This window comes from Sneathiella sp. (assembly GCF_029233945.1).
Lineage (GTDB): Bacteria > Pseudomonadota > Alphaproteobacteria > Sneathiellales > Sneathiellaceae > Sneathiella.
The window spans coordinates 1-23,290 of record NZ_JARGOQ010000044.1 but is presented as its reverse complement, the minus strand read 5'-3'; the positions used below and the strand labels follow the sequence as shown (position 1 = coordinate 23,290).

At 53.7% G+C, this 23,290-nt stretch carries 26 protein-coding genes and 1 tRNA gene; 21 read left to right on the top strand and 6 right to left on the bottom strand.

The window, feature by feature from the left end:
- A complete protein-coding gene (locus P1U71_RS13635) occupies positions 1-1,416 on the bottom strand; it encodes an amidase (protein WP_301106165.1) in 1,416 nt (471 codons plus the stop codon).
- Positions 1,417-1,556: 140 nt separating this feature from the next.
- Here P1U71_RS13635 and P1U71_RS13630 point away from each other — a divergent pair, with 140 nt between their 5' ends.
- From P1U71_RS13630 to P1U71_RS13620, 3 genes are all read left to right on the top strand, one after another.
- Entirely contained in the window at positions 1,557-1,790 is a 234-nt protein-coding gene (locus tag P1U71_RS13630; RefSeq protein WP_301106164.1) for a PGPGW domain-containing protein, read from the top strand.
- Between the two features lie 91 nt (positions 1,791-1,881).
- The gene (locus P1U71_RS13625; protein ID WP_301106163.1) at positions 1,882-2,388 is read left to right on the top strand and encodes an Rrf2 family transcriptional regulator; all 507 of its coding nucleotides are present in this window, start codon (positions 1,882-1,884) and stop codon (positions 2,386-2,388) included.
- Between the two features lie 19 nt (positions 2,389-2,407).
- On the top strand, positions 2,408-2,872 hold the full coding sequence (locus P1U71_RS13620; protein WP_301106162.1) for a carboxymuconolactone decarboxylase family protein: 465 nt from the start codon (positions 2,408-2,410) through the stop codon (positions 2,870-2,872).
- 9 nt (positions 2,873-2,881) lie between these two features.
- Here P1U71_RS13620 and P1U71_RS13615 read toward each other — a convergent pair whose 3' ends face one another.
- Entirely contained in the window at positions 2,882-3,388 is a 507-nt protein-coding gene (locus P1U71_RS13615; protein WP_301106161.1) for a hypothetical protein, read from the bottom strand.
- A 278-nt stretch (positions 3,389-3,666) separates the two neighbouring features.
- Between P1U71_RS13615 and P1U71_RS13610 the strand changes: the two genes are divergently transcribed.
- Positions 3,667-4,263 (top strand): hypothetical protein, encoded by a 597-nt coding sequence (locus tag P1U71_RS13610; RefSeq protein WP_301106160.1) that lies wholly within the window; start codon positions 3,667-3,669, stop codon positions 4,261-4,263.
- Between the two features lie 113 nt (positions 4,264-4,376).
- Here P1U71_RS13610 and P1U71_RS13605 read toward each other — a convergent pair.
- Positions 4,377-4,453, bottom strand: a tRNA-His gene (locus P1U71_RS13605).
- Between the two features lie 50 nt (positions 4,454-4,503).
- Positions 4,504-5,673, bottom strand: coding sequence for an aminotransferase (locus tag P1U71_RS13600; protein WP_301106159.1), 1,170 nt, complete (start codon positions 5,671-5,673; stop codon positions 4,504-4,506).
- 167 nt (positions 5,674-5,840) lie between these two features.
- On the opposite strand from P1U71_RS13600, the gene P1U71_RS13595 reads away from it, so the two are divergent.
- The 5 genes from P1U71_RS13595 (at position 5,841) to glnA (ending at position 9,630) form a co-directional block, all read left to right on the top strand.
- Positions 5,841-7,010 (top strand): pyridoxal phosphate-dependent aminotransferase, encoded by a 1,170-nt coding sequence (locus P1U71_RS13595; protein WP_301106158.1) that lies wholly within the window; start codon positions 5,841-5,843, stop codon positions 7,008-7,010.
- 7 nt (positions 7,011-7,017) lie between these two features.
- Complete coding sequence (locus P1U71_RS13590) at positions 7,018-7,221, top strand: SlyX family protein (RefSeq protein ID WP_301106157.1); 204 nt, start codon at positions 7,018-7,020, stop codon at positions 7,219-7,221.
- An 80-nt stretch (positions 7,222-7,301) separates the two neighbouring features.
- A complete protein-coding gene (locus tag P1U71_RS13585) occupies positions 7,302-7,616 on the top strand; it encodes a DUF3253 domain-containing protein (RefSeq protein ID WP_301106156.1) in 315 nt (104 codons plus the stop codon).
- Positions 7,617-7,816: 200 nt separating this feature from the next.
- Positions 7,817-8,155 carry a P-II family nitrogen regulator gene (locus P1U71_RS13580; RefSeq protein ID WP_293962718.1) on the top strand — a complete coding sequence of 113 codons (339 nt, stop codon included), beginning with the start codon at positions 7,817-7,819 and terminating at the stop codon, positions 8,153-8,155.
- A 71-nt stretch (positions 8,156-8,226) separates the two neighbouring features.
- Entirely contained in the window at positions 8,227-9,630 is a 1,404-nt protein-coding gene (gene glnA, locus P1U71_RS13575) for a type I glutamate--ammonia ligase (RefSeq protein ID WP_301106155.1), read from the top strand.
- 93 nt (positions 9,631-9,723) lie between these two features.
- Here glnA and P1U71_RS13570 read toward each other — a convergent pair whose 3' ends face one another.
- Complete coding sequence (locus P1U71_RS13570) at positions 9,724-10,098, bottom strand: acyl-CoA thioesterase (protein ID WP_301106154.1); 375 nt, start codon at positions 10,096-10,098, stop codon at positions 9,724-9,726.
- Between the two features lie 117 nt (positions 10,099-10,215).
- On the opposite strand from P1U71_RS13570, the gene parE reads away from it, so the two are divergent.
- Positions 10,216-12,177: a DNA topoisomerase IV subunit B gene (parE, locus tag P1U71_RS13565; protein ID WP_301106153.1), complete on the top strand. Its 1,962-nt coding sequence runs from the start codon at positions 10,216-10,218 to the stop codon at positions 12,175-12,177.
- 8 nt (positions 12,178-12,185) lie between these two features.
- Here parE and P1U71_RS13560 read toward each other — a convergent pair whose 3' ends face one another.
- Entirely contained in the window at positions 12,186-12,824 is a 639-nt protein-coding gene (locus P1U71_RS13560; RefSeq protein ID WP_301106152.1) for an alpha/beta hydrolase, read from the bottom strand.
- A 315-nt stretch (positions 12,825-13,139) separates the two neighbouring features.
- On the opposite strand from P1U71_RS13560, the gene P1U71_RS13555 reads away from it, so the two are divergent.
- From P1U71_RS13555 to P1U71_RS13505, 11 genes are all read left to right on the top strand, one after another.
- On the top strand, positions 13,140-14,576 hold the full coding sequence (locus P1U71_RS13555) for a DEAD/DEAH box helicase (RefSeq protein ID WP_301106151.1): 1,437 nt from the start codon (positions 13,140-13,142) through the stop codon (positions 14,574-14,576).
- A gap of 100 nt (positions 14,577-14,676) precedes the next feature.
- Positions 14,677-14,919 (top strand): Lrp/AsnC ligand binding domain-containing protein, encoded by a 243-nt coding sequence (locus P1U71_RS13550; protein WP_301106150.1) that lies wholly within the window; start codon positions 14,677-14,679, stop codon positions 14,917-14,919.
- Positions 14,920-15,094: 175 nt separating this feature from the next.
- On the top strand, positions 15,095-16,231 hold the full coding sequence (locus tag P1U71_RS13545) for an ABC transporter substrate-binding protein (protein ID WP_367281195.1): 1,137 nt from the start codon (positions 15,095-15,097) through the stop codon (positions 16,229-16,231).
- 98 nt (positions 16,232-16,329) lie between these two features.
- Positions 16,330-17,259 carry a branched-chain amino acid ABC transporter permease gene (locus P1U71_RS13540; RefSeq protein WP_301106148.1) on the top strand — a complete coding sequence of 310 codons (930 nt, stop codon included), beginning with the start codon at positions 16,330-16,332 and terminating at the stop codon, positions 17,257-17,259.
- Positions 17,256-18,248: a branched-chain amino acid ABC transporter permease gene (locus P1U71_RS13535; protein WP_301106147.1), complete on the top strand. Its 993-nt coding sequence runs from the start codon at positions 17,256-17,258 to the stop codon at positions 18,246-18,248. Before P1U71_RS13540 ends, P1U71_RS13535 begins: the two co-directional genes overlap by 4 nt.
- The gene (locus P1U71_RS13530) at positions 18,245-18,997 is read left to right on the top strand and encodes an ABC transporter ATP-binding protein (protein WP_301106146.1); all 753 of its coding nucleotides are present in this window, start codon (positions 18,245-18,247) and stop codon (positions 18,995-18,997) included. The genes P1U71_RS13535 and P1U71_RS13530 overlap by 4 nt, the downstream gene beginning before the upstream one ends.
- A gap of 2 nt (positions 18,998-18,999) precedes the next feature.
- Positions 19,000-19,701: an ABC transporter ATP-binding protein gene (locus P1U71_RS13525; RefSeq protein ID WP_301106145.1), complete on the top strand. Its 702-nt coding sequence runs from the start codon at positions 19,000-19,002 to the stop codon at positions 19,699-19,701.
- 177 nt (positions 19,702-19,878) lie between these two features.
- Positions 19,879-20,913, top strand: a complete 1,035-nt coding sequence (locus tag P1U71_RS13520; protein WP_301106144.1) for a GGDEF domain-containing protein — start codon at positions 19,879-19,881, stop codon at positions 20,911-20,913.
- A 167-nt stretch (positions 20,914-21,080) separates the two neighbouring features.
- Positions 21,081-21,863, top strand: coding sequence for a 2-(1,2-epoxy-1,2-dihydrophenyl)acetyl-CoA isomerase PaaG (paaG, locus tag P1U71_RS13515; RefSeq protein ID WP_301106143.1), 783 nt, complete (start codon positions 21,081-21,083; stop codon positions 21,861-21,863).
- A 1-nt stretch (position 21,864) separates the two neighbouring features.
- On the top strand, positions 21,865-22,329 hold the full coding sequence (paaI, locus tag P1U71_RS13510) for a hydroxyphenylacetyl-CoA thioesterase PaaI (RefSeq protein ID WP_301106142.1): 465 nt from the start codon (positions 21,865-21,867) through the stop codon (positions 22,327-22,329).
- The coding region (locus tag P1U71_RS13505; protein ID WP_301106141.1) for an acetyl-CoA C-acyltransferase at positions 22,326-23,290 on the top strand (965 nt) is incomplete at its 3' end. The genes paaI and P1U71_RS13505, both read left to right, overlap by 4 nt.

Below are 23,290 nucleotides of genomic sequence, written 5' to 3'. Positions count from 1 at the left end.
TTAGAGAAGCTTATCAAGATCAGGCCGCGCCCCGAAGACGGGAGAGGCCTGCTCAAACGCATAAGCGGCATTGAGGACCGAAAGATCATCCTGCATCGGCCCGACAATCTGCAGGCCGATTGGCAAGCCACCACTTGAGAAACCGCAATTGATTGAGCAGGCGGGTTGCTGGGTCAGGTTAAACGGATAGGAAAAAGGCGTCCAGTCGACCCAGGCGCCAACCGCTGCCAATTCCTCCGGCGCGAGCTTGCCCGCCTCAAATGCCGGTATGGAAAGCGCCGGGGTGATGAGGAGATCGTAGGTTTCATGAAACCGCCGCATCTTGATGCCAAGCTCACCCCGCGCCTGGTTCGCCTCCAGATAGTCGGTAAGGGTGATTTTTGCCCCCTCCTCCACCACGGTGCGCAGACCCGGATCAAGCTCTCCAAGCTGCTTATCATCGAGATTGCGAAGCGCGAAGGCCGCGCCGGACCACCAGAGCGTATTGAAGATCGGCAACGGATTTTCAAATCCGGGATCCACTTTCTCGACAATCGCGCCGAGATCCTCGAACAGCTTCGCCGCATTCTTGACGGCCGCTGCCACTTCCGGATGCACCGTCGCATAGCCAAGCGCCGGACTATAGGCAATCTTCTTCCCCTTGATCGACGCGGAAAGACCGGCGAGATAATCCACATCAGTCGGCGGCAGAGCTGTCCAGTCCCGAACATCCGGCGCGCTCATCACCTGAAGCATGATCGCCCCGTCCCGGACGTTGCGCGTCATTGGGCCAACATGGGCGACTGTCCCAAAGGGAGAGAGCGGCCAGGCGGGAACGCGCCCATAGCTTGCCTTGATCCCAAATATGCCGGTGAAGGAGGCGGGAATTCGAATTGAGCCACCGCCATCCGTGCCCACATGAAAAACGCCCATGCCCGCCGCGCAGGCCGCCGACGCCCCGCCGCTGGAGCCGCCGGGGGTCATATTCTTGTTCCAGGGATTGCGGGTAATACCCGTCCGGGGGCTATCCGTCACCCCCTTCCAGCCGAACTCCGGCGTTGTCGTCTTGCCGAGGATCACGGCGCCCTGTTCTTTCAGCCGTGCCGTGCAAGGAGCGTCATCATCCCAAGGTCCGGCAGCATCGACACTTAAAGATCCGCGTAAAGTCGGCCAGCCTTCCGTGAGCAGAATATCCTTTATCGTGGTCGGCACGCCATCAATGACCCCCATAGGCGTCCCTGCCCGCCAGCGCGCCTCCGACTCGCGCGCCCGGGCCAGCGCATAATCCTCCTCCACCAGAACGAAGGCGTTCAGCGCGCCATTATATTTCGCGATTTGATCAAGCGCTGCCTTTGTCGCCTCAACCGGAGAGATCGTTCCGTCCCGATAGCCATCGAGCAGCTCTGTCGCGGTTGCAAAGGCCAGATCGTTATTCATGGCGTCCCCCTTTTTATTCTATTGTCCCATGGAGAAAAGATTAGGCGTTCACGCAAGAACAGGCAACTGCCATTCCTTGACGATGCCATATTTTAAAGCCATATGGGAAAAACCTGCAAAATACCTCAAACAATGGATCCATGAAGAAACCCCAGCTCAAAAAACCGAAAACCAAGCTCGGGCGATCAATCCTGGGATGGGCGCTTGTCATTGGCGGGATTTTTGGCTTCCTGCCCATCCTCGGCTTCTGGATGATTCCACTCGGCATCGTCATCCTCTCCGCCGACTCCCCTTATCTCCGCCGCTGGCGCCGCAAGGCGGAAGTCTGGATTGGCAAGAAATGGAAACGGAATAATCGCAGCAACGACAATTAAAGAACGCGCAAAATGTACCAAGCATCACTTTTTCGTATTGACAATATTCTAATCATAGATAAATTATATCCATGATTAATAAGGAGTCATAATGAAACTGAGCGCAGGCATAGAACAGGCAATTCACAGCGTTACCATGCTCTGCGGACTTTCCGGGAGTGGCGTTCTTTCTGCGGCTGCCCTCGCGGAGTTTCATGGCGTCTCCACAAGCTATCTTCTAAAGCATCTTCAGGCGCTCTCTGGCCAGGGTATTCTCGAAACCGTGCCGGGACCAAAAGGTGGATATCGCCTCGCCCGCACGCCAAAGACAATTTCCCTTCTCGATATCGTGCTGGCCGTTGAAGGACCCGAACCGGCGTTCCGTTGCAAGGAGATCCGTCAGCGCGGGCCAAACCCCTTGCCAAAAAGCACATTTATCAAGCCCTGCGGAATCAATGCGGCGATGCTGCGCGCGGAACAGGCCTATCGCGCCGAACTTCGCAAAATCACCATTGCCGACTTAATTGCAGACCTGACCGCAACGGATGACGGATCAATCATGGAACGGGGCTGCCGGTTTCTTGAACTTCATGAACGTAATTCAACGACCAACAACTAACTCAATAAAGGAGAATAGAATGCAGTCCAGATTAGATTTTTACAACGCCTCCCCCGCTGCCCTACAGGCTGTGCTCGGACTTGAAAATTATGTTGCCAAGCAATCCGGCCTCGACCCGCACCTTATTCATCTGTTGAAGCTGCGGGCATCACAGATCAACGGCTGCGCCTATTGCGTGGATATGCACTCGAAAGAAGCGCGGCATAGCGGCCTGAGCGAGCAGTGGATCAACCTCGTCAGTGTCTGGCGTGAATCTCCTGTCTTCGATGACCGGGAACGGGCGGTGCTGGAGTGGACAGAAGCGTTGACCAACGTGGCCGATACCGGTGCGCCCGGTGAGGCCTATGAACCGCTCAAGGACTATTTCACCGAGAAGGAAATCATGGACCTGACCGTCGCGATCAGCACGATCAATGTCTGGAACCGGCTCGCCGTCGGTTTCCGATCCCAACATCCCATTGATAAGGTCAGAAAAGCGTCTTAGGCCTGAATCTCAGACAGCCTTGAGGTCGGCCAGATAAGTGTCGACCTCTCTTCTGTTTCGTAAAGTAACAATCCTGCCGTCGAAAGTACGAAGGGACTCTTCCAATCTGGGCCGATGGCTAGAATTAAAATGCCAAATATATCTTAAAAAATTCCAATCGAGCCGCTCCGGACAACCGTGCGGCATACCGTCCCGCACTCGACCGTAATTGCCGGCCGTTCGCTTTATGACGCGCCAGAGACAGAGCATTCTTGGCATATCGAGAAAAATGACCGTGTCAGCATAGGCAAGCCGGGCTGAAAGTGTGCGCCCGTAATTTCCATCCATCACCCATTTCGGGTCTTCCGCGAGTTCCCTCACTTTAGAGGCAAAAACCCTCAGATCGCTTTCCACCCAACCCGGAAGCCAAAAATGCCGGTCGAGAGAAATCAGAGGCAGCTCCGTGATCCACGCCAGCTCCTGCGAGAATGTGGATTTTCCGGCACCCGCACAACCAACGACAAGAACCCGCTTCAAGACGCCCCCTTCCAGCCATTAGAACAGCATTCGCATAACCTAAAAACAAAAAAGCCCCGAAATCAATCGACTTCGGGATGATCCCCTTGGGGCTTCTCGTTCTCTCCGCCGACTACGCCTTCGCCGGCCGCTGGCGCCGCAAAGTGGAAGTCTGGATTGGTAAGAAATGGAAAAAACGAAGTTAGTATCTAAAGCCTAATAAAAAAAAATTTGAACAAACAAGATATATTTTAGTTTAAAATTAAAACAATCTTCGTTTTTTTATTGGTATTACACATATGCACCCAAAAGCAGTAGAAGATGCTAAAATCCGTTTCCGACATGCTAAAGGATTTTTGGAACTTATGTCATCAGACAAAAGTTTTGAATTCAAAAATTTCGAAGAAGCATGGATTCAGTTTTTAGGCGCTATAAACACTATTTTCTCTAAACTAGAGCAGGGTTCAAAAATAAATCAGAAGAGTAAATCTTGGTACGATGGAGTAAAGCACCAAAGAAGGAAAGACCCACTACTATCTTATTTACGTCAAGCTAGAAACAGTGAAGAGCACACTTTGGAAGGTTCATCTGATAAAACTGGTTTCACAGCACATACCAATAGAAAGGACGTAAAAATTGTTCGCTCTGGAAAGAAAGATAATCACATTGAGGTAGTGGTTCCAGAAAATGTAAAAAAAGGTGATGAATTATTTACCATTCGAGGACCGGGCATTTATTTAATTGATGTTATTGATGGTCGTTCAGGAAAGTTATTTCAAGTTCCGAAAGAACATTTGGGGCAAAGCATTGAGAATACGACACCGCTCGAAGTTGCTTCGAAAGCACTTATGTACATGGAAAACTTAATTTCAGAGGCAGAAAGGCTAAAGACATAGTTGCTCGTAATTACCCCTACATGATTCAGAGTCAAACTGTATGTTGCGACATTCAGTCTGATAGCCACAATATGAAAAAGCCCCGAAATCAACCGACTTCGGGGCTTCTGATTTGGGGCGGGCGAGGGGTCTTGAACCCCCGACCTCCTGAGTCACAGTCAGGCGCTCTAACCAACTGAGCTACGCTCGCCGCAGGAACCGCCTTGTTTAGCGATCCTCCAAGAGCCGGTCAAGAGAACTTTAGCCTCTTTTCCCAAAAAAATCCTGCAATTTTTCAATCGCCGCATCAAGCACTTCGTCCCTCTTGCTAAAGCAGAAGCGGGCGAAATTATTGCGCGCACCTTCCGATTGGTAAAAGGCGCTGAACGGCACGGCGGCGACGCCGGCCTCGGTCGTGATCAGGCGGCAGAATTCCTCATCCGAGCCATCGAAGCCGATGGAAGAGATATCCGCATTGATGAAATAGGTACCGTCGCACTCCGCCGTCGTGAAGCCGATCCGTTGCAGACCATCCCGGAACCGGTCACGCTTTGCCTGCATGGAGTGTCTCAGATCGTCATAAAAAGCATCATCCTTCGCAAGCCCGTAGGCCACCGCTTTTTGTAAATTCGGCGCTGTGGTGAAGGTAAGAAACTGATGCGCCTTGGCGATCCGTGCCGTCAGGTCCGCCGTCGCGGTAAGATAGCCAACTTTCCATCCGGTGAGAGAGAAAGTCTTGCCAGCCGAGGCGATCCGCGCCGTCCGCTCCCCCATGCCCGGCAAGGTCAGAAGGGATAGATGCTTCTTGTCCCCGAAAATAATATGTTCATATACCTCATCGCAGATGGCATAGGTGTCATGCTTGATGGCCAGTTCCGCGATCAGCTCCAGCTCCTCGCGTGAAAAGACCTTGCCGGTCGGGTTCATCGGGCTGTTCATCAGGATCAGCTTCGTCTTGTCGCTGAACGCGGATCGGAGCTTATCTTCGTCAATTTCCCAATTCGGCGGATCGAGCCGGACGAACTTCGGAATGCCCCCCGCAAGCTTGATCATTGGCAGGTAACAATCATAAAGCGGCTCGAACAGGACCACCTCATCGCCCGGATTGATCAGGCCGAGCATACTGGCCGCGAGAGACTCCGTCGCCCCGGAGGTAACCAGGACATCCGTCTGCCAGTCAACGCTCAGGCCATAGAAGCGGCTGTCATGCGCCGCGACCGCCTGACGAAGTTCCGGCACACCCATCATCGGCGGATACTGGTTTGGCCCCTCCTCCCCGGCGCGGGCGGCGGCGGCCCGAATATCGGCGGGTCCATCTTCATCCGGGAACCCCTGCCCCAGGTTAATTGCCTCATGCTCGATTGCGAGCTTGGACATAACTTCAAAGATGGTCGTGCCGAAACCGGCGAGAACATTACTGGTATTTTTCACGGAGCTATCCCTGTCAGATATTTATAGCGCGCACAAGTTATCCCCGGATAAGCGGCAATTTCAAGAGAAACCATGCAAAGCCCGGCGGGATTGGATTCTTTCCTTGCCCCTGCCCCGAAAGCGCGGCATATCTTTGGGCAAAATCAGAAGAACCAAAGGGCAAGTAAATGGGCATTTCGACAAAGATGTCGCGACTTGGCACGGAAACGGCCTTCGATGTGCTGGCGCGGGCCAATGCACTGGCGGCGGGCGGCATGGATGTCATCAATCTCGGCATCGGACAGCCGGACTTCCCAACGCCCGATAATATTGTGGAGGAGGCCGTAAAGGCGCTCCGTGATGGGCAGCATGGTTATACGGCGGCGAACGGCATTCCGGAACTCCGCACAGCCGTTGCGGAGGATATTGCGAAATACCGCAATACAGAGGTCAATCCTGACCATATAATTGTCGTACCGGGCGGCAAGGTGACCATGGCCTTCGCAATTGAGATGTTCGGCGAAGACGGCGCGGAGATCATGTATCCCAATCCAGGCTTTCCAATCTATGAAAGCATGATCCGTTATACCGGCGCGACACCGGTTCCCATCCCCTTGATCGAGGAAAACGGCTTTTCTTTCGAGGCGAAGACGGTTCTGTCCAAGATCACCGACCGGACCCGGCTTATTATCCTGAATACGCCCGCCAATCCGACCGGGGGCATTGTCCCCGCGACAGAACTTGAAAAACTCGCGACGGGTCTTGAGAAGTTCCCGGGCGTCTACATTCTTTCCGATGAAATATACAGCCGAATGACCTATGATGGCGAAGGTCATTGCAGTATGTTGAGCTTTCCCGAGCTGCGGGATCGGCTGATCATTCTGGATGGCTGGTCTAAAACCTATGCCATGACAGGCTGGCGCATGGGCTGGGGTCTCTGGCCGGAAGAACTTGTCCCCCATGCGCAGCGCCTCTGCGTCAATTTTCATTCCTGCGTCAATGCTGCGGCACAGTTTGCGGGGATAGAGGCCTTGAAGGGCGATCAAGGGCCTGTCGATATGATGATGGAGGCGTTCGATGCCCGCCGCAAACTCATTCATGAACGTCTGAATGCCGCACCGGGGATTAGCTGCGTGATGCCGAAGGGCGCCTTCTATGCCTTCCCCAATATTTCAGGCACGGGTCTCTCGGCGAAGGAAATGCAGGACAGGCTTCTGGCCGAAAAAGGCGTGGCGGTCATCGCCGGCACCAGCTTCGGCGCCCATGGTGAGGGATATGTCCGCTTTTCCTATGCCAACTCATTAGAGAATATCGAGCGCGCCATGGACCGCTTCGATGAATTCCTGAAAGGGCTGTGATTAAGTTATGGAAGACAAGCGTCTTACCGATCTGGAGATCAAACTCATGGAGCAGGAACAAGCTCTCAATGAACTCAGCGATATCGTCAATCGCCAGTGGCAGGAGATCGAGCAACTCAAGCGCAAGCTGACACATGCGCATGATCGGATTGTTACTCTGGAGGATGCCGCCCCCGACGCCCCGGCGAATGAAAAGCCGCCGCATTACTGAAGGGGTAGCGACCAGCAGAATCCTTGCATTTATACCGTTGCATCTATAGAACCGCCTTTTCCTGAAATCTGGGAGCTGAAATGACCGACGAGACAAATCAATCTGACAATGCCGGAAAGCCTGAGATAGAGGATGATCCGGTGGCGGACTATATCCTTGACGCGGTGGCATCCGGCGGAGATGTGGCGCCACAGGAAATTGCCCAGGCAATTGCCGACGATCGCCTAAAGTCGTCCTCGCCGAAGGATGCCTGGCGTAAATATATGACGGCTGTCCGACAGCAGGCCATCCATCTCGCCCGCGACGGTCGCCTGCATATTATCCGCAAAGGCAAAATTGCCGATCCGAACGACTTCAAAGGGCTGTATAAATTACGCAAGGCTTCTGATGTCTAATAAATAATCATTTGCCTATTTATTAACCGCCTATTTTTTGGTCATTCCGTATTCACCCGATATCATTTCGCAAAAAATCGCAGTTTTTTGGGACTCTCCGGTGAGGCAATTTTACTTCCCAATTCTGGCACGCCTCATGCTATAGAGGGCATAGACACTCCTTGGACGATATGACATCTATTTAGTATGAGACCTGCCGTATGAAAAAAATTGAAGCGATAATTAAACCGTTCAAACTTGACGAAGTGAAGGAGGCCCTTCATGAAGTCGGGCTTCAAGGCATTACCGTCACCGAAGCCAAGGGCTTTGGCCGTCAGAAAGGCCATACGGAGCTCTATCGTGGCGCGGAATATGTGGTGGATTTTCTGCCGAAGGTAAAAATCGAGATCGTTCTGGAAGATTCGCTGGTTGAGCGGGCGCTGGAAGCCATTCAACAGGCCGCCAGAACCGGACGGATAGGAGACGGAAAGATTTTTGTCTCCACAGTGGAAGAAGTAATTCGTATCCGGACGGGTGAAAAAGGCCCCGAAGCGATCTGAATATATGCGCTCCCCGATGAACGGGCAGCGCCAATAAACTATCCCCTTTAGTTAAACAGAGAGACGTTATAATGGCTGCTGATATTCTGAAAATGATCAAGGAAAATGAAGTCGAATATGTGGATCTTCGTTTTACGGACCCGAAAGGTAAATGGCAGCATCTCGCCATGCATGTGGATGTTGTCGACGAAGACATGTTCGAAGATGGTGTGATGTTTGACGGCTCGTCCATCACCGGCTGGAAGGCCATTAACGAATCCGACATGACCCTGATGCCCGACGAGACGACGGCGGTCATGGATCCTTTCGCCGCACGTCCCACCCTCGTTGTCTTTTGCGATATTCATGATCCGCTCTCCGGCGAAGGGTATGAGCGCGACCCTCGCTCCGTCGCCAAGCGTGCGGAAGCGCATCTTGCCAGCACGGGAATTGGCGATACGGCCTACTTCGGCCCTGAAGCTGAATTCTTCATGTTTGATGATGTTCAGTTCGCGAATACCAGCCATCACACTTTCTACAAGCTGGGTGATGTGGAAGCACCTTTCATGTCCGGCGAAGAGATCGAGGGCGGCAACAGCGGCCATCGTCCGCGCGTCAAGGGCGGCTATTTCCCGGTACAGCCCGTCGATAGCGGCGCTGATATCCGCAGTGAAATGGTTGAAGTCTGCAAGGAAATGGGCCTCTCCGTTGAAAAGCATCACCATGAAGTGGCCCCGAGCCAGCATGAACTCGGCATGAAATTCACGACACTTGTCAAAGCTGCGGATGAAATGCAGAAGCAGAAATATGTTGTTCACAATGTCGCCCATGCCTATGGCAAGACAGTGACCTTTATGCCCAAGCCGGTTTCTGGCGACAACGGTTCCGGCATGCATACGCATATGTCGATCTGGAAAGATGGCAAGCCGACCTTCGCCGGTTCAGGTTATGCGGATCTATCCGAATCCTGTCTGCATTACATTGGTGGCATCATTAAGCACGCCAAGGCAATCAACGCCTTCACCAATGCGAGCACCAACTCCTACAAGCGTCTTATTCCGGGCTTCGAGGCGCCGGTCCTGCTCGCTTACTCCGCGCGCAACCGCTCTGCTTCCTGCCGGATCCCCTACTCTCCGAGCCCGAAGGGCAAGCGCGTTGAAGTCCGCTTCCCGGACTGCACGGCGAACCCCTATCTCGCCTTCGCAGCCATGATGATGGCTGGTCTTGACGGAATCCAGAATAAGATCCATCCGGGCGACGCCATGGACAAGGATCTCTATGATCTGCCGCCGGAAGAACTGAAAGACATTCCAACGGTTTGCGGCTCACTCCGTGAAGCGCTGGAAGCGTTGGATGCCGACCGTGATTTCCTGAAAAAGGGCGGCGTTTTCACCGACGACATGCTTGATGGGTATATTGCCATGAAGTGGGACGACGTGTTCAAGTTCGAACATGCGCCGCACCCGATCGAATTCGATATGTACTACAGCGTCTAAGCGCCAAGTCGAACAGAGAAAAAGGCTGCCGGGAAACTGGCAGCCTTTTTTATGTCGATATGTTCCTGCCTTTAATTTACGGCATCTATCCCGTCAACCGTCAACCGGCCGGGGATTTCCATTATCGTCGATGGCAACAAAGATATAGGTACCCTCGGTCACTTTTATCTCCTCAGGGTCCAGTTTGCGCGTGACAATTGTTGTCAGTTTCACAGCAACCGACGTCCGCCCGACCCGCTCAATCTCACCATAAATGCTAACCACATCGCCCACCTTGATTGGCTGGTGAAATGTCATCGCCTCGACGGCAACCGTTACCGTACGCCCATTTGCTCGCCGCGCGGCGAGAATGCCGCCCGCCATATCCATTTGTGACAATACCCAGCCGCCAAAAATATCGCCATTGTTGTTGCAATCGCTGGGCATGGGCGCTGTGCGGATAACGGGATCGCGGAATTCGGATGTCATGATCTTTAGGCTTCCTTATCACTGTAATTTAAGAGTATAACTTATACAGATTCAGCCCGCGGGGCGAACATATTTTAATGACCGCAACCTTTCAAAATCAGTCAGTGAATTACTTTAATGTCCGATCTTTTTCAGCAGCCTAAATCCGAAAGTGCCGATTATTCCGCCAAAGATATCGAGGTCTTGGAAGGCCTGGAACCAGTCCGCCTTCGGCCGGGCATGTATATCGGCGGCACGGATGAGCGGGCACGTCATCATTTGGCGGCCGAGGTTCTGGATAACTCGATGGATGAGGCCGTCGCGGGTCATGCAACCCGTATCGAGGTCGAGCTTTTTGCCGACGGATCGCTCGGTATTCGCGACAATGGCCGGGGCATCCCCATCGACCGGCATCCGAAATTCAAGGACAAGTCCGCACTGGAAGTTATCCTGACGACGCTCCATTCGGGCGGTAAATTCTCCAACAAGGTTTATCATACAGCGGGCGGCCTGCATGGCGTTGGCATTTCCGTGGTGAATGCCCTTTCTGACCGAATGACGGTGGAGGTGGCACGCGACAAGGAACTCTGGCGGCAGGAATTCTCCAAAGGCCTTCCGATTTCGGCTCTTGAAAAGGTCGGAGCGGCACCGAACCGACGCGGTACCTCCGTCCAGTTCCATCCCGATCCTGAGATATTTGAGGCGGGCACCGCTCTTCGCCCGGCGAAACTTTACAAGATGGTTCGCTCGAAGGCCTATCTCTTTCGCGGAGTTGAAATCCGCTGGAAATGCGCTGAGGAACTGATCAAGGATGAAACACCGGTCGAAGCCACCCTGCATTTTCCGGGGGGTCTGCGAGATTTTCTGAATGCCTCCCTTGATGGCATCAAATCCGTAACTCAGGAACCTTTTGCAGGGCGAGTCGAATTAGATAATGACCGGGGACGCGTTGAATGGGCGATTGCCTGGCCACTGACGAACATGACCTTTCTCAACTCCTATTGCAATACGGTACCGACACCCGAAGGCGGCACCCATGAACTTGGTTTTCGCGGTGCCCTTCTTCGCGGCCTGAAAGCCTATGGTGAGTTGATCAACAACAAGAAGGCCGCACAGGTCACGGCAGAGGATATTCTGTCCGGCGCGGCGGCAGTCCTCTCCGTCTTTATTCCTGATCCGCAGTTTCAGGGCCAGACGAAAGAAAAGCTGACCACCACGGAAGCGAGCCGCCTTGTCGATCTCGCCATCAAGGATCACTTCGATAACTGGCTGGCCGCCGCGCCGGATCAGGCGAACAACCTGCTCGCCTGGGTAATCGAGAAATCGGAAGAGCGCCTCCGTCGTCGGCAGGAGAAGGAAACGAGCCGAAAGACGGCAACCAGCCGCCTGCGCCTGCCCGGCAAGCTCGCCGACTGCAGCAAGAGCGGCCGCGAAGGTACCGAGATTTTCATTGTTGAGGGCGACAGCGCTGGCGGCTCCGCCAAGCAGGGGCGCGATCGCAAGACACAGGCCATTCTGCCGCTCCGCGGAAAAATTCTCAACGTCGCCTCCGCCACCAATGACAAGATCAAGGCCAATCTGGAATTGCGGGATTTGATGCAGGCCCTGGGCTGCGGCCTGCGCGACAAATACAGGAACGAAGACCTGCGCTACGATAAAGTCATCATCATGACGGATGCGGATGTTGACGGCGCCCATATCGCCTCCCTCCTCATGACGTTCTTTTATCGTGAAATGCGCCAGCTGATTACGGACGGGCATCTCTATCTGGCGCAGCCGCCGCTCTACCGGCTCTCGCAGGGCGGAAAAACCCTCTACGCCATGGATGATACCCATAAGGACAAACTGATGGAAACCGAGTTCAGCGGGCGCGGCAAGGTCGATATCAGCCGCTTTAAAGGCCTTGGCGAAATGCCCCCGGCGCAGCTCAAGGAAACCACCATGAACCCGAAAAACCGGGTCCTTCTTAAAGTCGACGTCCCGATGGAGGAATTCGGGGAGACCGCCGACCGGGTCGAAAGCCTGATGGGCAAGCGGCCGGAACTTCGCTTCTCCTTCATTCAGGAAAATGCCCGCTTTGTCGAGGATCTGGACGTTTAAACGAGGGCTTAACTCCGGGCGAGCCAGTGGCGCATATATTTGCTGGTGATCTCCGGCTCTTCCATCGTCGGCAGATGGCCGCAGTTTAGGATTTCAACATATTGCGCCGTCGGGATATCAACCGCCATTGCCCGTTGGAGCTTGGGCGGGATCAGCTTGTCGTCCGCTCCCGCCAGAACCAGCGTCGGACAGGTAATTGTCTTCAGCATATCCGTTAGTACGGCACGGTCGAGCAAGGCCCGCTCCTGCCGGAGGAAGGCTTCCTTGCCAATGTCTTCCGCCATTTTGAAAATACGGTTGATAAGGTCTTCATCCTCAAGGCGCGATTCATGGATCAGGGTTGGCAGGAGACTGCGGGTCACGCCCTTGAACGCTGATCCCTGCTCCACCAGCTTGATGAAATCGAGCCGTCTCTGATAATCCTCCGGCGTGTCGGCGACGGCGCGCGAATCCATGATGGCCAGATGGGTGATCCGCTCCGGCGCCTGACGCATCATCTCCAGAACGACATAGCCCCCCATCGACAAACCCGCGAGCGCAAATTTTTTGGGCGCATTTGCCAATATCCGTTCGGCAATCGCCGGCATATTGTCATCCTGCGTATGGTCTCCAACGGTAATATCGGCAATATCGGAGAGCGAAGCCATTTGATCGCGCCACAAATCGGCCGTGCACAAAAGGCCCGGAACAAGAACAAGTGAATGTTTTTCTGTCATTTTTATGTGCTTTGTTGTATTTTGTTGGCAGTTTTCGTTTCTTGGCTTCGCAGTTCTTTTACAGATTGGATTTCAGCTTGAGAACCGTTAACTTTAAAATACAGCAAATTTAGTGTAATACTCCTGCCGCGATCCCGGTTTTACTGGGAAAATCGCAGGAAACATTTGACAGAATGCGCTAATTCACTAGATTGCGCACAGTTTTAAGATGATTTTATTTTTTTTACGAACGGTAGTTCTCTTTATATGAAATTTGCAGATCTCGGCCTTAGTCCCGAAGTGTTGAAAGCGGTTGAGGAAACCGGTTACGAAACCCCGACGCCTATTCAGGAAAAAGCCATTCCCTATGTTTTGATGGGGCGTGACGTTCTGGGCACGGCGCAAACCGGTACCGGCAAGACCGCGAGTTTCACCCTGCCGATGATTGATATTCTCGCCTCCGGTCAGGCGAAAGCGCGGATGCCGCGCTCCCTGATCCTCGAGCCCACGCGGGAACTTGCGGCGCAAGTGGCGGACAATTTCGAAATTTACGGCAAATACAGCAAGCTCTCCATGGCCCTCCTGATCGGTGGCATGTCTTTCTCGGATCAGGACTCCAAGCTGGACAAGGGTGTTGATGTGCTGATTGCAACGCCGGGTCGCCTCCTCGATCATGTGGAGCGCGGAAAAGTTCTTCTCAATGGCGTCAAGACGCTTGTGATCGACGAAGCCGACCGAATGATGGATATGGGATTTATTCCGGATGTCGAACGGATTGTCTCGCTGCTGCCACCGCTTCGCCAGACGCTCTTTTTCTCGGCCACCATGTCGAAGGAAATGCGCAAACTCGCCGATAAATTCCTCCTTAATCCTAAGGAAGTGGCGGTCTCCCCTCCGACGTCAACGGCCGCGACGGTGACGCAGGGCCTGATCATGGTGCAAAAGGCGGAAAAACGTCCCGCGCTTCGCAAACTGCTTGAGAAGGAAGAAGTTAGGACTGCGTTCATCTTCTGCAATCGCAAGAAAGATGTGGACATCCTGCTCGGGTCCCTCGTCAAGCACGGGTTTAACGCCGGCGCACTTCATGGCGATATGAGCCAGAGCCATCGCATGGAGACCCTGGATAAATTCAAGAGCGGCGAGATCAAGCTCCTGGTTTGTTCTGACGTTGCCGCCCGTGGCATCGATGTCAGCTCCGTCAGCCATGTGTTCAACTTCGATGTCCCGACCCATGCAGAGGATTATATCCACCGGATCGGGCGGACAGGCCGCGCAGGGCAGGAAGGCCATGCCTATACCCTTGTCACGAAAAGTGAAACGAAATATCTGGACGGCGTCCAAAAGCTGGTCGGGCGTGAGATTCCGGTGCTGCCACTTGACGGAATGGATGAAATCGCTGAGGAAGGCGCCGCCATCGCAGAACGCGAAAAAGGGTCAGGTCGCGGCGCGAAGAAAGGCCGTCGACGCACAAATGACGACGCGCCTTCAGCCAGATCTCCCCGTAAAAGTGCCTCCCGGGACGAACCGAAATCTTCGGAAAAATCAGAGGAGCGCGGCTCCAGCGCTCAGGACGAAAAGCCCAAAGACAGAAAACCCCGTCGTCCACGACAGGCTAATGACGATCAGGATACGCCCGTCGTCGGGCTCGGCGATAACGTCCCGGCCTTCTTCAAAATTCCGCTGGGAAAGACGGCGCAGAAATAACCCTCTCCGCACAGCAGGCTTCCGAAATATGGAAGCCTTTTTTGTTTCCTTACACCCGCGGAATTTGTAGTATTCACCAGATGCGGAAAGGTGACTTATCTTGAAAACAATATTTATCATGGTGAAATGCGATCTCGGCAAGGCATATGATGTCGCCGCGAAGGCCGTTGAAAATGTTGACCATGTCTCTGAAGTCTATTCCATTTCGGGCCAGTACGACTTGATGATGAAATGCTATCTTGATGATGACCAGGACATCGGGCATTTCGTCAACGAGCAGATCCAGACCCTGCCGGGCATCAAGGATACATTCACCATGATAACCTTCAAGGCGTTTAATTGACGACTTTGACGATCATTACAGCACGGGTCAATGAAACTAATTATTTGCGCGCGCTGTAAAATTCCTTAATGTATAGACCGCTTTAGGGAGTGAGGCGGGACAATCCACCTCGGAGACATCACAGGGAGACTGCATTGTGAACAAGAAATTTATCAGCCTGATTTCTGCGGCGGCCATGATGGCGGCCCCGACTTGGGCAACGGCGGCAGATGCCGTTAAAATTGGCTTTGTGACCACCTTGACCACCGGCGCCGGTGCCATCGGCAAGGATATGCGCGAGGCGGTGGACCTCGCCGTTATTCATCTTGGCGGCAAAATGGCCGGACGCGACATTGACGTCATCTATGAGGACGACGGCTTCAAACCGGAAATCGGCAAGCAAAAGACCGACAAGCTCGTCAAAAAAGACAATGTGGATTTTATCGCTGGATACATCTGGAGCCACGTTCTGATGGCGTCCTATAAGAGCGCTGTCAACAACGGAACCTTCCTGATCAGTTCCAATGCAGGGCCAAGCGCGCTCGCGGGTAAGCTCTGCCATGAGGATTTCTTTTCCACATCCTGGCAGAATGACCAGACGCCCATGGCAATGGGCGAAGTGCTGAACCAGCGCGGGATCAAGAAGCTCTATATTATGGCCCCGAACTATGCGGCGGGCAAGAATATGGTGACCGGCGTTGAGCGGACATTCAAGGGCGAAATCGTCGGTAAGGATATGACGAAATTCCCGGCGCAGCTCGACTTCTCGGCAGAGCTCGCCAAAGTTCGCGCCGCCAAACCGGATGCGCTGTTCGTCTTCTACCCCGGCAAGCATGGCGCGCAGTTTATGGCGCAATATGCGCAAGCTGATCTGGCAGCATCTGTACCGCTCTATACGACCTTCACAATCGACTCCATCAGTTTGCCCCGTGTTGGCGAGCAGGCCGAAGGCAGCCTGATGACGATGTTCTGGTCACCGGATCTCGATACGCCAGCCAACAAGCGCTTTGTCGGTGATTTCACGGCGAAGTACGGCCATTACCCGAGCCATTACGCCGCGCAGTCCTATGACTCGATCATGCTGATCAATAGCGCGGTTGAAAAGGTCAAAGGTGACTTGAGCGACCGTGATGCCGTGCGGGCCGCGATGAAGGCCGCCGAGTTCGAGAGTGTTCGCGGGAAGCTGAAGTTCGGCAATAACCATATCCCAATCCAGAATTTCTATCTGCGGCAGGTCGTCAAGGACGATAAGGGGCAATACACGACAAAGATTGTCTCCACCGTCTATGAAGATCATCAGGATACATATGCTAAAGAATGCAAAATGAAGTAATTTTCTCGCATTTCGCAAGCCTGAAAAAGGTGCGTATGCCGGATGAGGCTACGCGCTTTTTTCACATCCAACACACGAAGTCACGGTAAGGCACATCGATGAACTGGTTACTCCTGCTGGAACAGATATTAAACGGATTCCAGCTTGGCCTGCTTCTCTTTTTGCTGGCGGCGGGTCTGACGCTCGTCTTCGGCATCATGGATATGGTGAACCTTGCCCATGGCTCGCTCTATATGATGGGTGCATATTTTTGTGCGACCTTTACGGGATGGACCGGCTCCTTCTTGATCGGCGCCCTGCTCACCCTGCCTGCGGTCTTTCTCCTTGGCGTGGTCGTCGAGATTATCGCGCTTCGAACACTTTATGCCCGTGACCATCTTGATCAGGTGATGGCGACCTTCGGCCTGATCCTCTTCTTTAACGAAGCAACCCGCCTGATCTGGGGGCCGATCGGACTGGTCATCCCACTCCCGGAATTTCTCAACCAGACGGTGGAGATTATTCCCGGCGCGCCCTACCCCGCCTTCCGTCTTGCGATTATCCTTGTCGGCTTTCTTGTCGCCGGATTGCTGTATCTAATCGTCTCCCGGACAAAGCTCGGCATGTTGATCCGCGCAGGCGCCAGCAACCGCGACATGATCGGCGCGCTGGGAATTAACATCCGCCTCCTCTTTACGCTTGTCTTTGGCCTTGGAGCGGCGCTTGCGGGCCTTGCCGGGCTGATGGCAGGACCCATTCTCTCGGTCGAGATCGGTATGGGCGAAAGCATCCTGATCCTGACGCTGGTTGTCATTGTGATCGGTGGGATCGGCTCTATCAAGGGAGCCTTTATCGCGGCCATCCTGATCGGGCTGATCGATACGGTTGGCCGGTCCTTTCTGCCGGAGATACTGGATTTGGTTTTGCCCTCCCAGACAGCGGCGACGGCGGCTCCGGCGATTTCCTCGATGATGATTTATCTGTTGATGGCGCTGGTTCTCGCGATCAAGCCGCAAGGGCTGTTCCCGCCCAAGGGGGTTGGCCGATGAACCTGTCACCCCGCCTGCTGATAAATGCAGCCCTTCTTATTTTCCTCGCCGTCCTGCCCTTTCTCACTGACTGGGCGGGCGACAGTTTTTACACCGGACTGGTGGCGCGTATCCTTATCCTCGCAATCGCAGCCTTGAGTCTCAATCTGCTGATCGGCTATGGTGGCATGGTAAGCTTCGGGCATGCGGCCTTTATCGGTGTCGGCGCCTATGTGGTAGGGATTGGCGCCTTTCACGCGTTCGAGGATGGCATCGACTGGATGCTGAACGGCTATATCCAGCTTGTCATCGCCCTGCTCGGATCGGCTTTTATCGCCCTCATAATCGGCGCGATCAGCCTCCGGACCCGGGGGGTCTACTTCATCATGATCACCATGGCCTTCTCCCAGATGCTTTATTTCACGGCGGTCGGGGTGGAGACCTATGGCGCGGATGACGGCCTGTCGATCTACTCCCGCAGTGACATGCTGGGACTGATTGACCTGAATGACGAGAAAAGCCTCTATTACCTGATTTTTGTCTCTCTGCTGGTTGTTCTTTATCTGATGCACCGGCTGGTCGGGTCAGCATTCGGCAATGTCATCCGCGGCAGCAAATCGAACGAGGCCCGCATGCGCGCCATCGGCTTTTCCCCCTATAAATACCGCCTGACGGCCTTCGTCATTGCGGGCGCCATTGCCGGATATGCCGGTTTCCTTATGGCGAACCTCAATGATTTTGTCAGCCCGGATGTGATGCATTGGACACGCTCGGGCGATCTGATCATCATGATCCTTTTGGGTGGCATGGCGAGCCTGTTCGGACCGCTTTATGGCGCCCTCGCCTTCCTGATGCTGGAGGAAATACTCTCCTCCATCCCGCTGACCATCGGTGGACTCCGCGTCGGGGAATATTGGCAGTTGATATTCGGGCCCCTCCTGATCCTGATCGTGCTTTATGCGCGAAACGGCGTGGACAGCTTCCTTCCGGGCGCGAGGAAAAACACATGAGCGCACAGGATCTGTTAGTCATCGAAAATCTGGTGAAGCGCTATGATGGCCTTCTTGCCACCGATGACCTCTCCCTCACCGTGCGGGAGGGAGAGCTTCATGCCATTATCGGTCCAAATGGTGCCGGGAAAACCACCTTGATCAAGCAGCTCACCGGGGAGATTCCCTCAGATAATGGTCGGGTAACCTTTGCCGGGAAAAATATCAAACGGCTATCGGAGGCCGATCGCTCTCATATTGGTCTTGCCCGGTCGTTCCAGATTACGTCGCTTTTTCAGGATTTTACGGTGCTGGAAAATGTGTGCCTCGCCGTTCAGGCTCACAGCGGCCATTCCTTCCGCTTCTGGAAGAAAATCAACAATGATACAGCACTGACCGACCCTGCCCGTGACATTCTCCGGCAGATGGGGCTTGAAGAGCGTGCGGAGACTGCCACCGCCGCGCTCAGCCATGGGGAGCAAAGGCAGCTTGAAATTGCCGTTGCGCTAGCCACAAAGCCCAAACTTCTTCTGCTTGATGAGCCCATGGCCGGCATGTCGCGGGAGGATAGCGAGAAACTGGTCGAGCGGCTGATCGAGTTGAAACAGCACTATAGTATCCTATTGATCGAGCATGATATGGACGCCGTCTTCAGTCTGGCCGACCGGATCAGCGTGCTGGTCTATGGACAGGCCATCGCCACCGGGACACCCGATGACATCCGCAATAATGAGGAGGTTCGTCAGGCCTATCTCGGGGAGGAGGCTTGAACATGCTGGAAGTCGACGCAATCAACAGCTTTTACGGCCAAAGCCAGGTGCTGTTCAATATGTCCCTCACCGTAAAGGACGGCGAAGTTGTGACCCTGATGGGGCGAAACGGTATGGGCAAGACCACCACCATTCGCTCAATCATGGGACTCACCCCGGCCCGGAGCGGTACCATCCGCTTCAAGAATAAGGAGATCACCTCCCAACCGTCTTACCGGATCGCGCGTCTTGGTATTGGTCTGGTGCCGGAAGGTCGCCTGATCTCTCCGAATTTGAATGTCGAAGAAAACCTTATCGCGACGGCCAACTCCGGACCCAATGGCTCCGGAAGATGGAATCTTGAGACCATTTGGAAGATGTTTCCCAAGCTCAGCGAGCGAAAAAGCAGCATGGGAAATCAAATCTCCGGCGGGGAGCAGCAAATGCTTGCCATCGCCCGCGCCCTGATGACAAACCCGGATCTGCTGATGCTGGATGAAGCAACGGAAGGGCTCGCTCCCCTTATCCGTCAGGAGATATGGAGCTGCCTGCGTGACCTGAAACAGGAAGGCCAGTCGATTCTGGTGATCGATAAGAACTTACAGGCACTGACTGAAATCGCGGATAGACATTATGTCATTGAGAAAGGTTCTGTTGTCTGGCAGGGGACTTCCCGCATGCTGCTTGAAGACCAGACGGTGAAACATCAGCATCTGGGTGTTTAAAGTAAATTTACAGTAATATTCACTATTATTTAACACTAATATAAAAAAAATTTCACCTGTGTAATTAATTTTATTTACAATTATCGATATTTTTTTATTATGCGAGCATAATTTACTTTTATATTACCAATCTGCCATCCATGAAAAAGATCACAATTAAATCGGAGGCATAATGCTTTGGTTATAACAGAAGATTATAAGAACACTCATGTCATAGCCAAGAAGACACTGGCCCTTATTGAAGAACGGGGTATCCGGCCAACACCGCATAATTATGCAATCTGGTTTGAATACTTACAGGAAACAAATCCCGATTTGACGCGGGCGGTCAATGACCTGCTCTCAAAAAATGGTCGATACTCCGAGAAATTGGGGATCGAGCTTTTCAAGAAATTCTTTACGCGCGAGCATGAAGGCCGGGTCATCCAGGAAACAAATCGTCTCGTCCAGAAATCTATGGATAATGTCATGGGCGACCTGAAAAGGACGACTGCGGATATTTCCACATATGGTGAACAGCTAAATGATTTTGCTGTCAAGGCCGGAGAAGTGAACGGACAGGACTTGGAAAGAATGATCAATGAAATCGTCGACCAGACGAATTCCATGTCCGACAACAGCTCACATCTCCAGCATGGCCTGGATAGTGCCTCGCGCGAAATTGCGGAACTCAAACGACGGCTCCAATATGTGCAGAAGGAAGCCTATACCGACTCCCTAACCGGCATCCCGAACCGCAAGAGTTTTGATGCCTTACTCTCGAAAGAAATAGCGGCGGCGCGGGAGAAGCGATCGGGTTTGTGCCTGATGATGGCCGATATCGACCATTTCAAGAAATTCAACGATTTGCACGGCCATACATTTGGGGATCAGGTCATCAAGCTTGTCGCCAGCACTCTGGCAAAGGGGACAGAGAAAAATGCCGTTGCCGCCAGATACGGCGGGGAAGAGTTCAGCGTTATCCTCCCCGCCACTGATCTCGCGGACGCGGTTAATATCGCGAACGATCTGCGCATGGCCATTGCGGCAAAAAGACTGGTTGAGAGGTCCACCAAGAAGGATGTCGGAAAGATCACCATGTCATTCGGCGTTACGACATATGCCCATCCGGAAGGCCCAACAGCTTTTATCAATCGCGCGGATCAGGCGCTTTATTCTGCCAAAAAAGCGGGCCGAAACTGCGTGAAGCATCTTCAGCCCAGTACCGTTTAAGATAATCAGCCCAGAACCAAAGGCATTGCCAGCATTCATGCGGCCCTGCTAATCTTCCTACCACCATATTCTTCAGCGTAACAGAAAAAACCTGTTCTCCTCATTGCTATTCGATTAATCTTGTCAGATAAACACTCTCATAAAAAGCAACAAAAGCGCGGGGCACCATGACATACGCGACAATTAAATTCGATATTAAGGACGGCGTTGCCAAAATCACATTGAACCGGCCGGACAAGCTCAATTCGTTCAGCGATGAAATGCATGAAGAACTCCGTTCGATCATGCCCCAACTTGAAGGGGATGACGTCCGGGCAGTGTTGGTCACTGGCGAAGGTAGGGCCTTTGGCGCGGGCGCGGATCTTTCCTCAAGCAGTGCATCGGGCGGCAGCCTTGATGCTGGGGAAACGCTGGAGAAAAACTATAATCCCCTGATCCTGTTCGTCCGGAACCTGAACAAGCCGGTTATTGCGGCCGTCAATGGCATTGCCGCTGGCGCAAGCATGAGCCTCGCGCTTTCCTGCGATATCGTCCTCGCCGCGAAATCCGCCTATTTCCTTCAGGCCTTCTGCCATATCGGGCTGGTGCCGGATGCCGGCAGCACCTACTTCTTGCCCCGCCTTGTCGGGTCGGGCAAGGCGATGGGTCTTGCCATGCTCGGCGACAAGCTGCCCGCCGATGAAGCGGAGAAAATGGGCTTGATCTGGAAAATCTATGACGATGACGAACTGATGCCCGCGGCAGAGGCGCTCGCGGCAAAGCTCGCCGCCGGTCCGACGATGGGCTATGCCTATATCAAGCAAGCAATGAACGCTAGCCTTGGAAACGACCTTGAGACGCAATTGGACGTCGAGCGGGACTTTCAGCGGAAAGCAAGCGGCACGGAGGACTTTATCGAAGGGGTCTCCGCTTTTCTTGGCAAACGGAAAGCCAACTTCAAGGGCCGCTAGAATGTCTGGAAATGACGGGTTGAGCGCCGAAGATATAGCCAGAACAGTTGGCGAAACCATGTACCGCAAGGATACAGCCGCGCAGCATATTGGCATTGTGCTGAAAGAGATCAGTCCCGGCCGCGCCGTCATGACCATGCGGGTAGTCGACTATATGCTCAATGGCCATCGCATCTGCCATGGTGGTTATATTTTTACATTGGCAGATACCGCCTTTGCCTATGCCTGCAACAGTCATAACCAGAATACAGTGGCGCAAGCCGCGCAAATCAATTTCCTTCGGCCGACCGCACCGAATACCCAGTTGACGGCAACAGCCATTGAAATGGCGAAAGCCGGCCGGACCGGTCTTTACGACATAACCGTTCGGGATGAAAATGGAGAAACCGTCGCCTTTTTTCGCGGCAACTCCCACACGATCAAGGGACAGATGATCCCGGGTCTCAATAAAAGAGAAGAAAAATGAAAAACGCCTATATTTGTGACGCCGTCAGAACCCCGATCGGCCGCTACGGTGGCAGCCTGTCAGCTGTACGTACCGATGACCTTGGGGCGATCCCCATCAAGGCATTGATGGATCGTAATCCATCCGTCAACTGGGAAAAGGTCGATGACGTCATGTTCGGCAATGCCAACCAGGCGGGCGAGGATAACCGTAACGTCGCAAGGATGAGCGCCCTGCTCGCCGGCCTGCCTGAAAGTGTTGGCGGGGCGACGATTAACCGCCTCTGCGGCTCGGGCATGGATGCCACGGCATCCATTGCACGACAGATAATGACCGGTGAAGCCAACCTCGGTATTTCCGGCGGCGTTGAAAGCATGAGTCGGGCTCCTTTCGTCATGGGCAAAGCGACGACGCCCTTCTCCCGCAATGCTGAGATTTTCGACACCACCATTGGCTGGCGCTTCGTCAACAAGAAGATGAAGGAACAGTATGGCATCGATTCCATGCCGGAAACGGCGGAAAATGTCGCAGAAGATTATCAGGTCCGGCGCGAGGATCAGGACCTGTTCGCGCTCCGCAGCCAGGAAAAGGCCGCCGCCGCACAAGCAAACGGTTCTTTTAACGACGAAATTATCCCTGTCACCATCCCCCAGCGCAAGGGCGATCCGGTCATAGTCGACAAGGATGAGCATCCCCGTGCGACGACCATCGAAAAGCTCGCCGCGCTGAAGGCCCCGTTCCGGGCAGGCGGCTCCGTTACCGCCGGGAACGCGTCCGGTGTGAATGACGGCGCCTGCGCCATCCTCCTCGCCTCCGATGAGGCGATTGAGGAATATGGCCTGACAGCCAAGGCCCGTATTCTGGGTGCTGCCACAGCGGGGGTTCCGCCCCGGATCATGGGCATCGGCCCGGCTCCGGCGAGCCAGAAGCTTCTCAACCGTCTTGGGCTTACCATCGATGACATGGATGTGATTGAACTGAA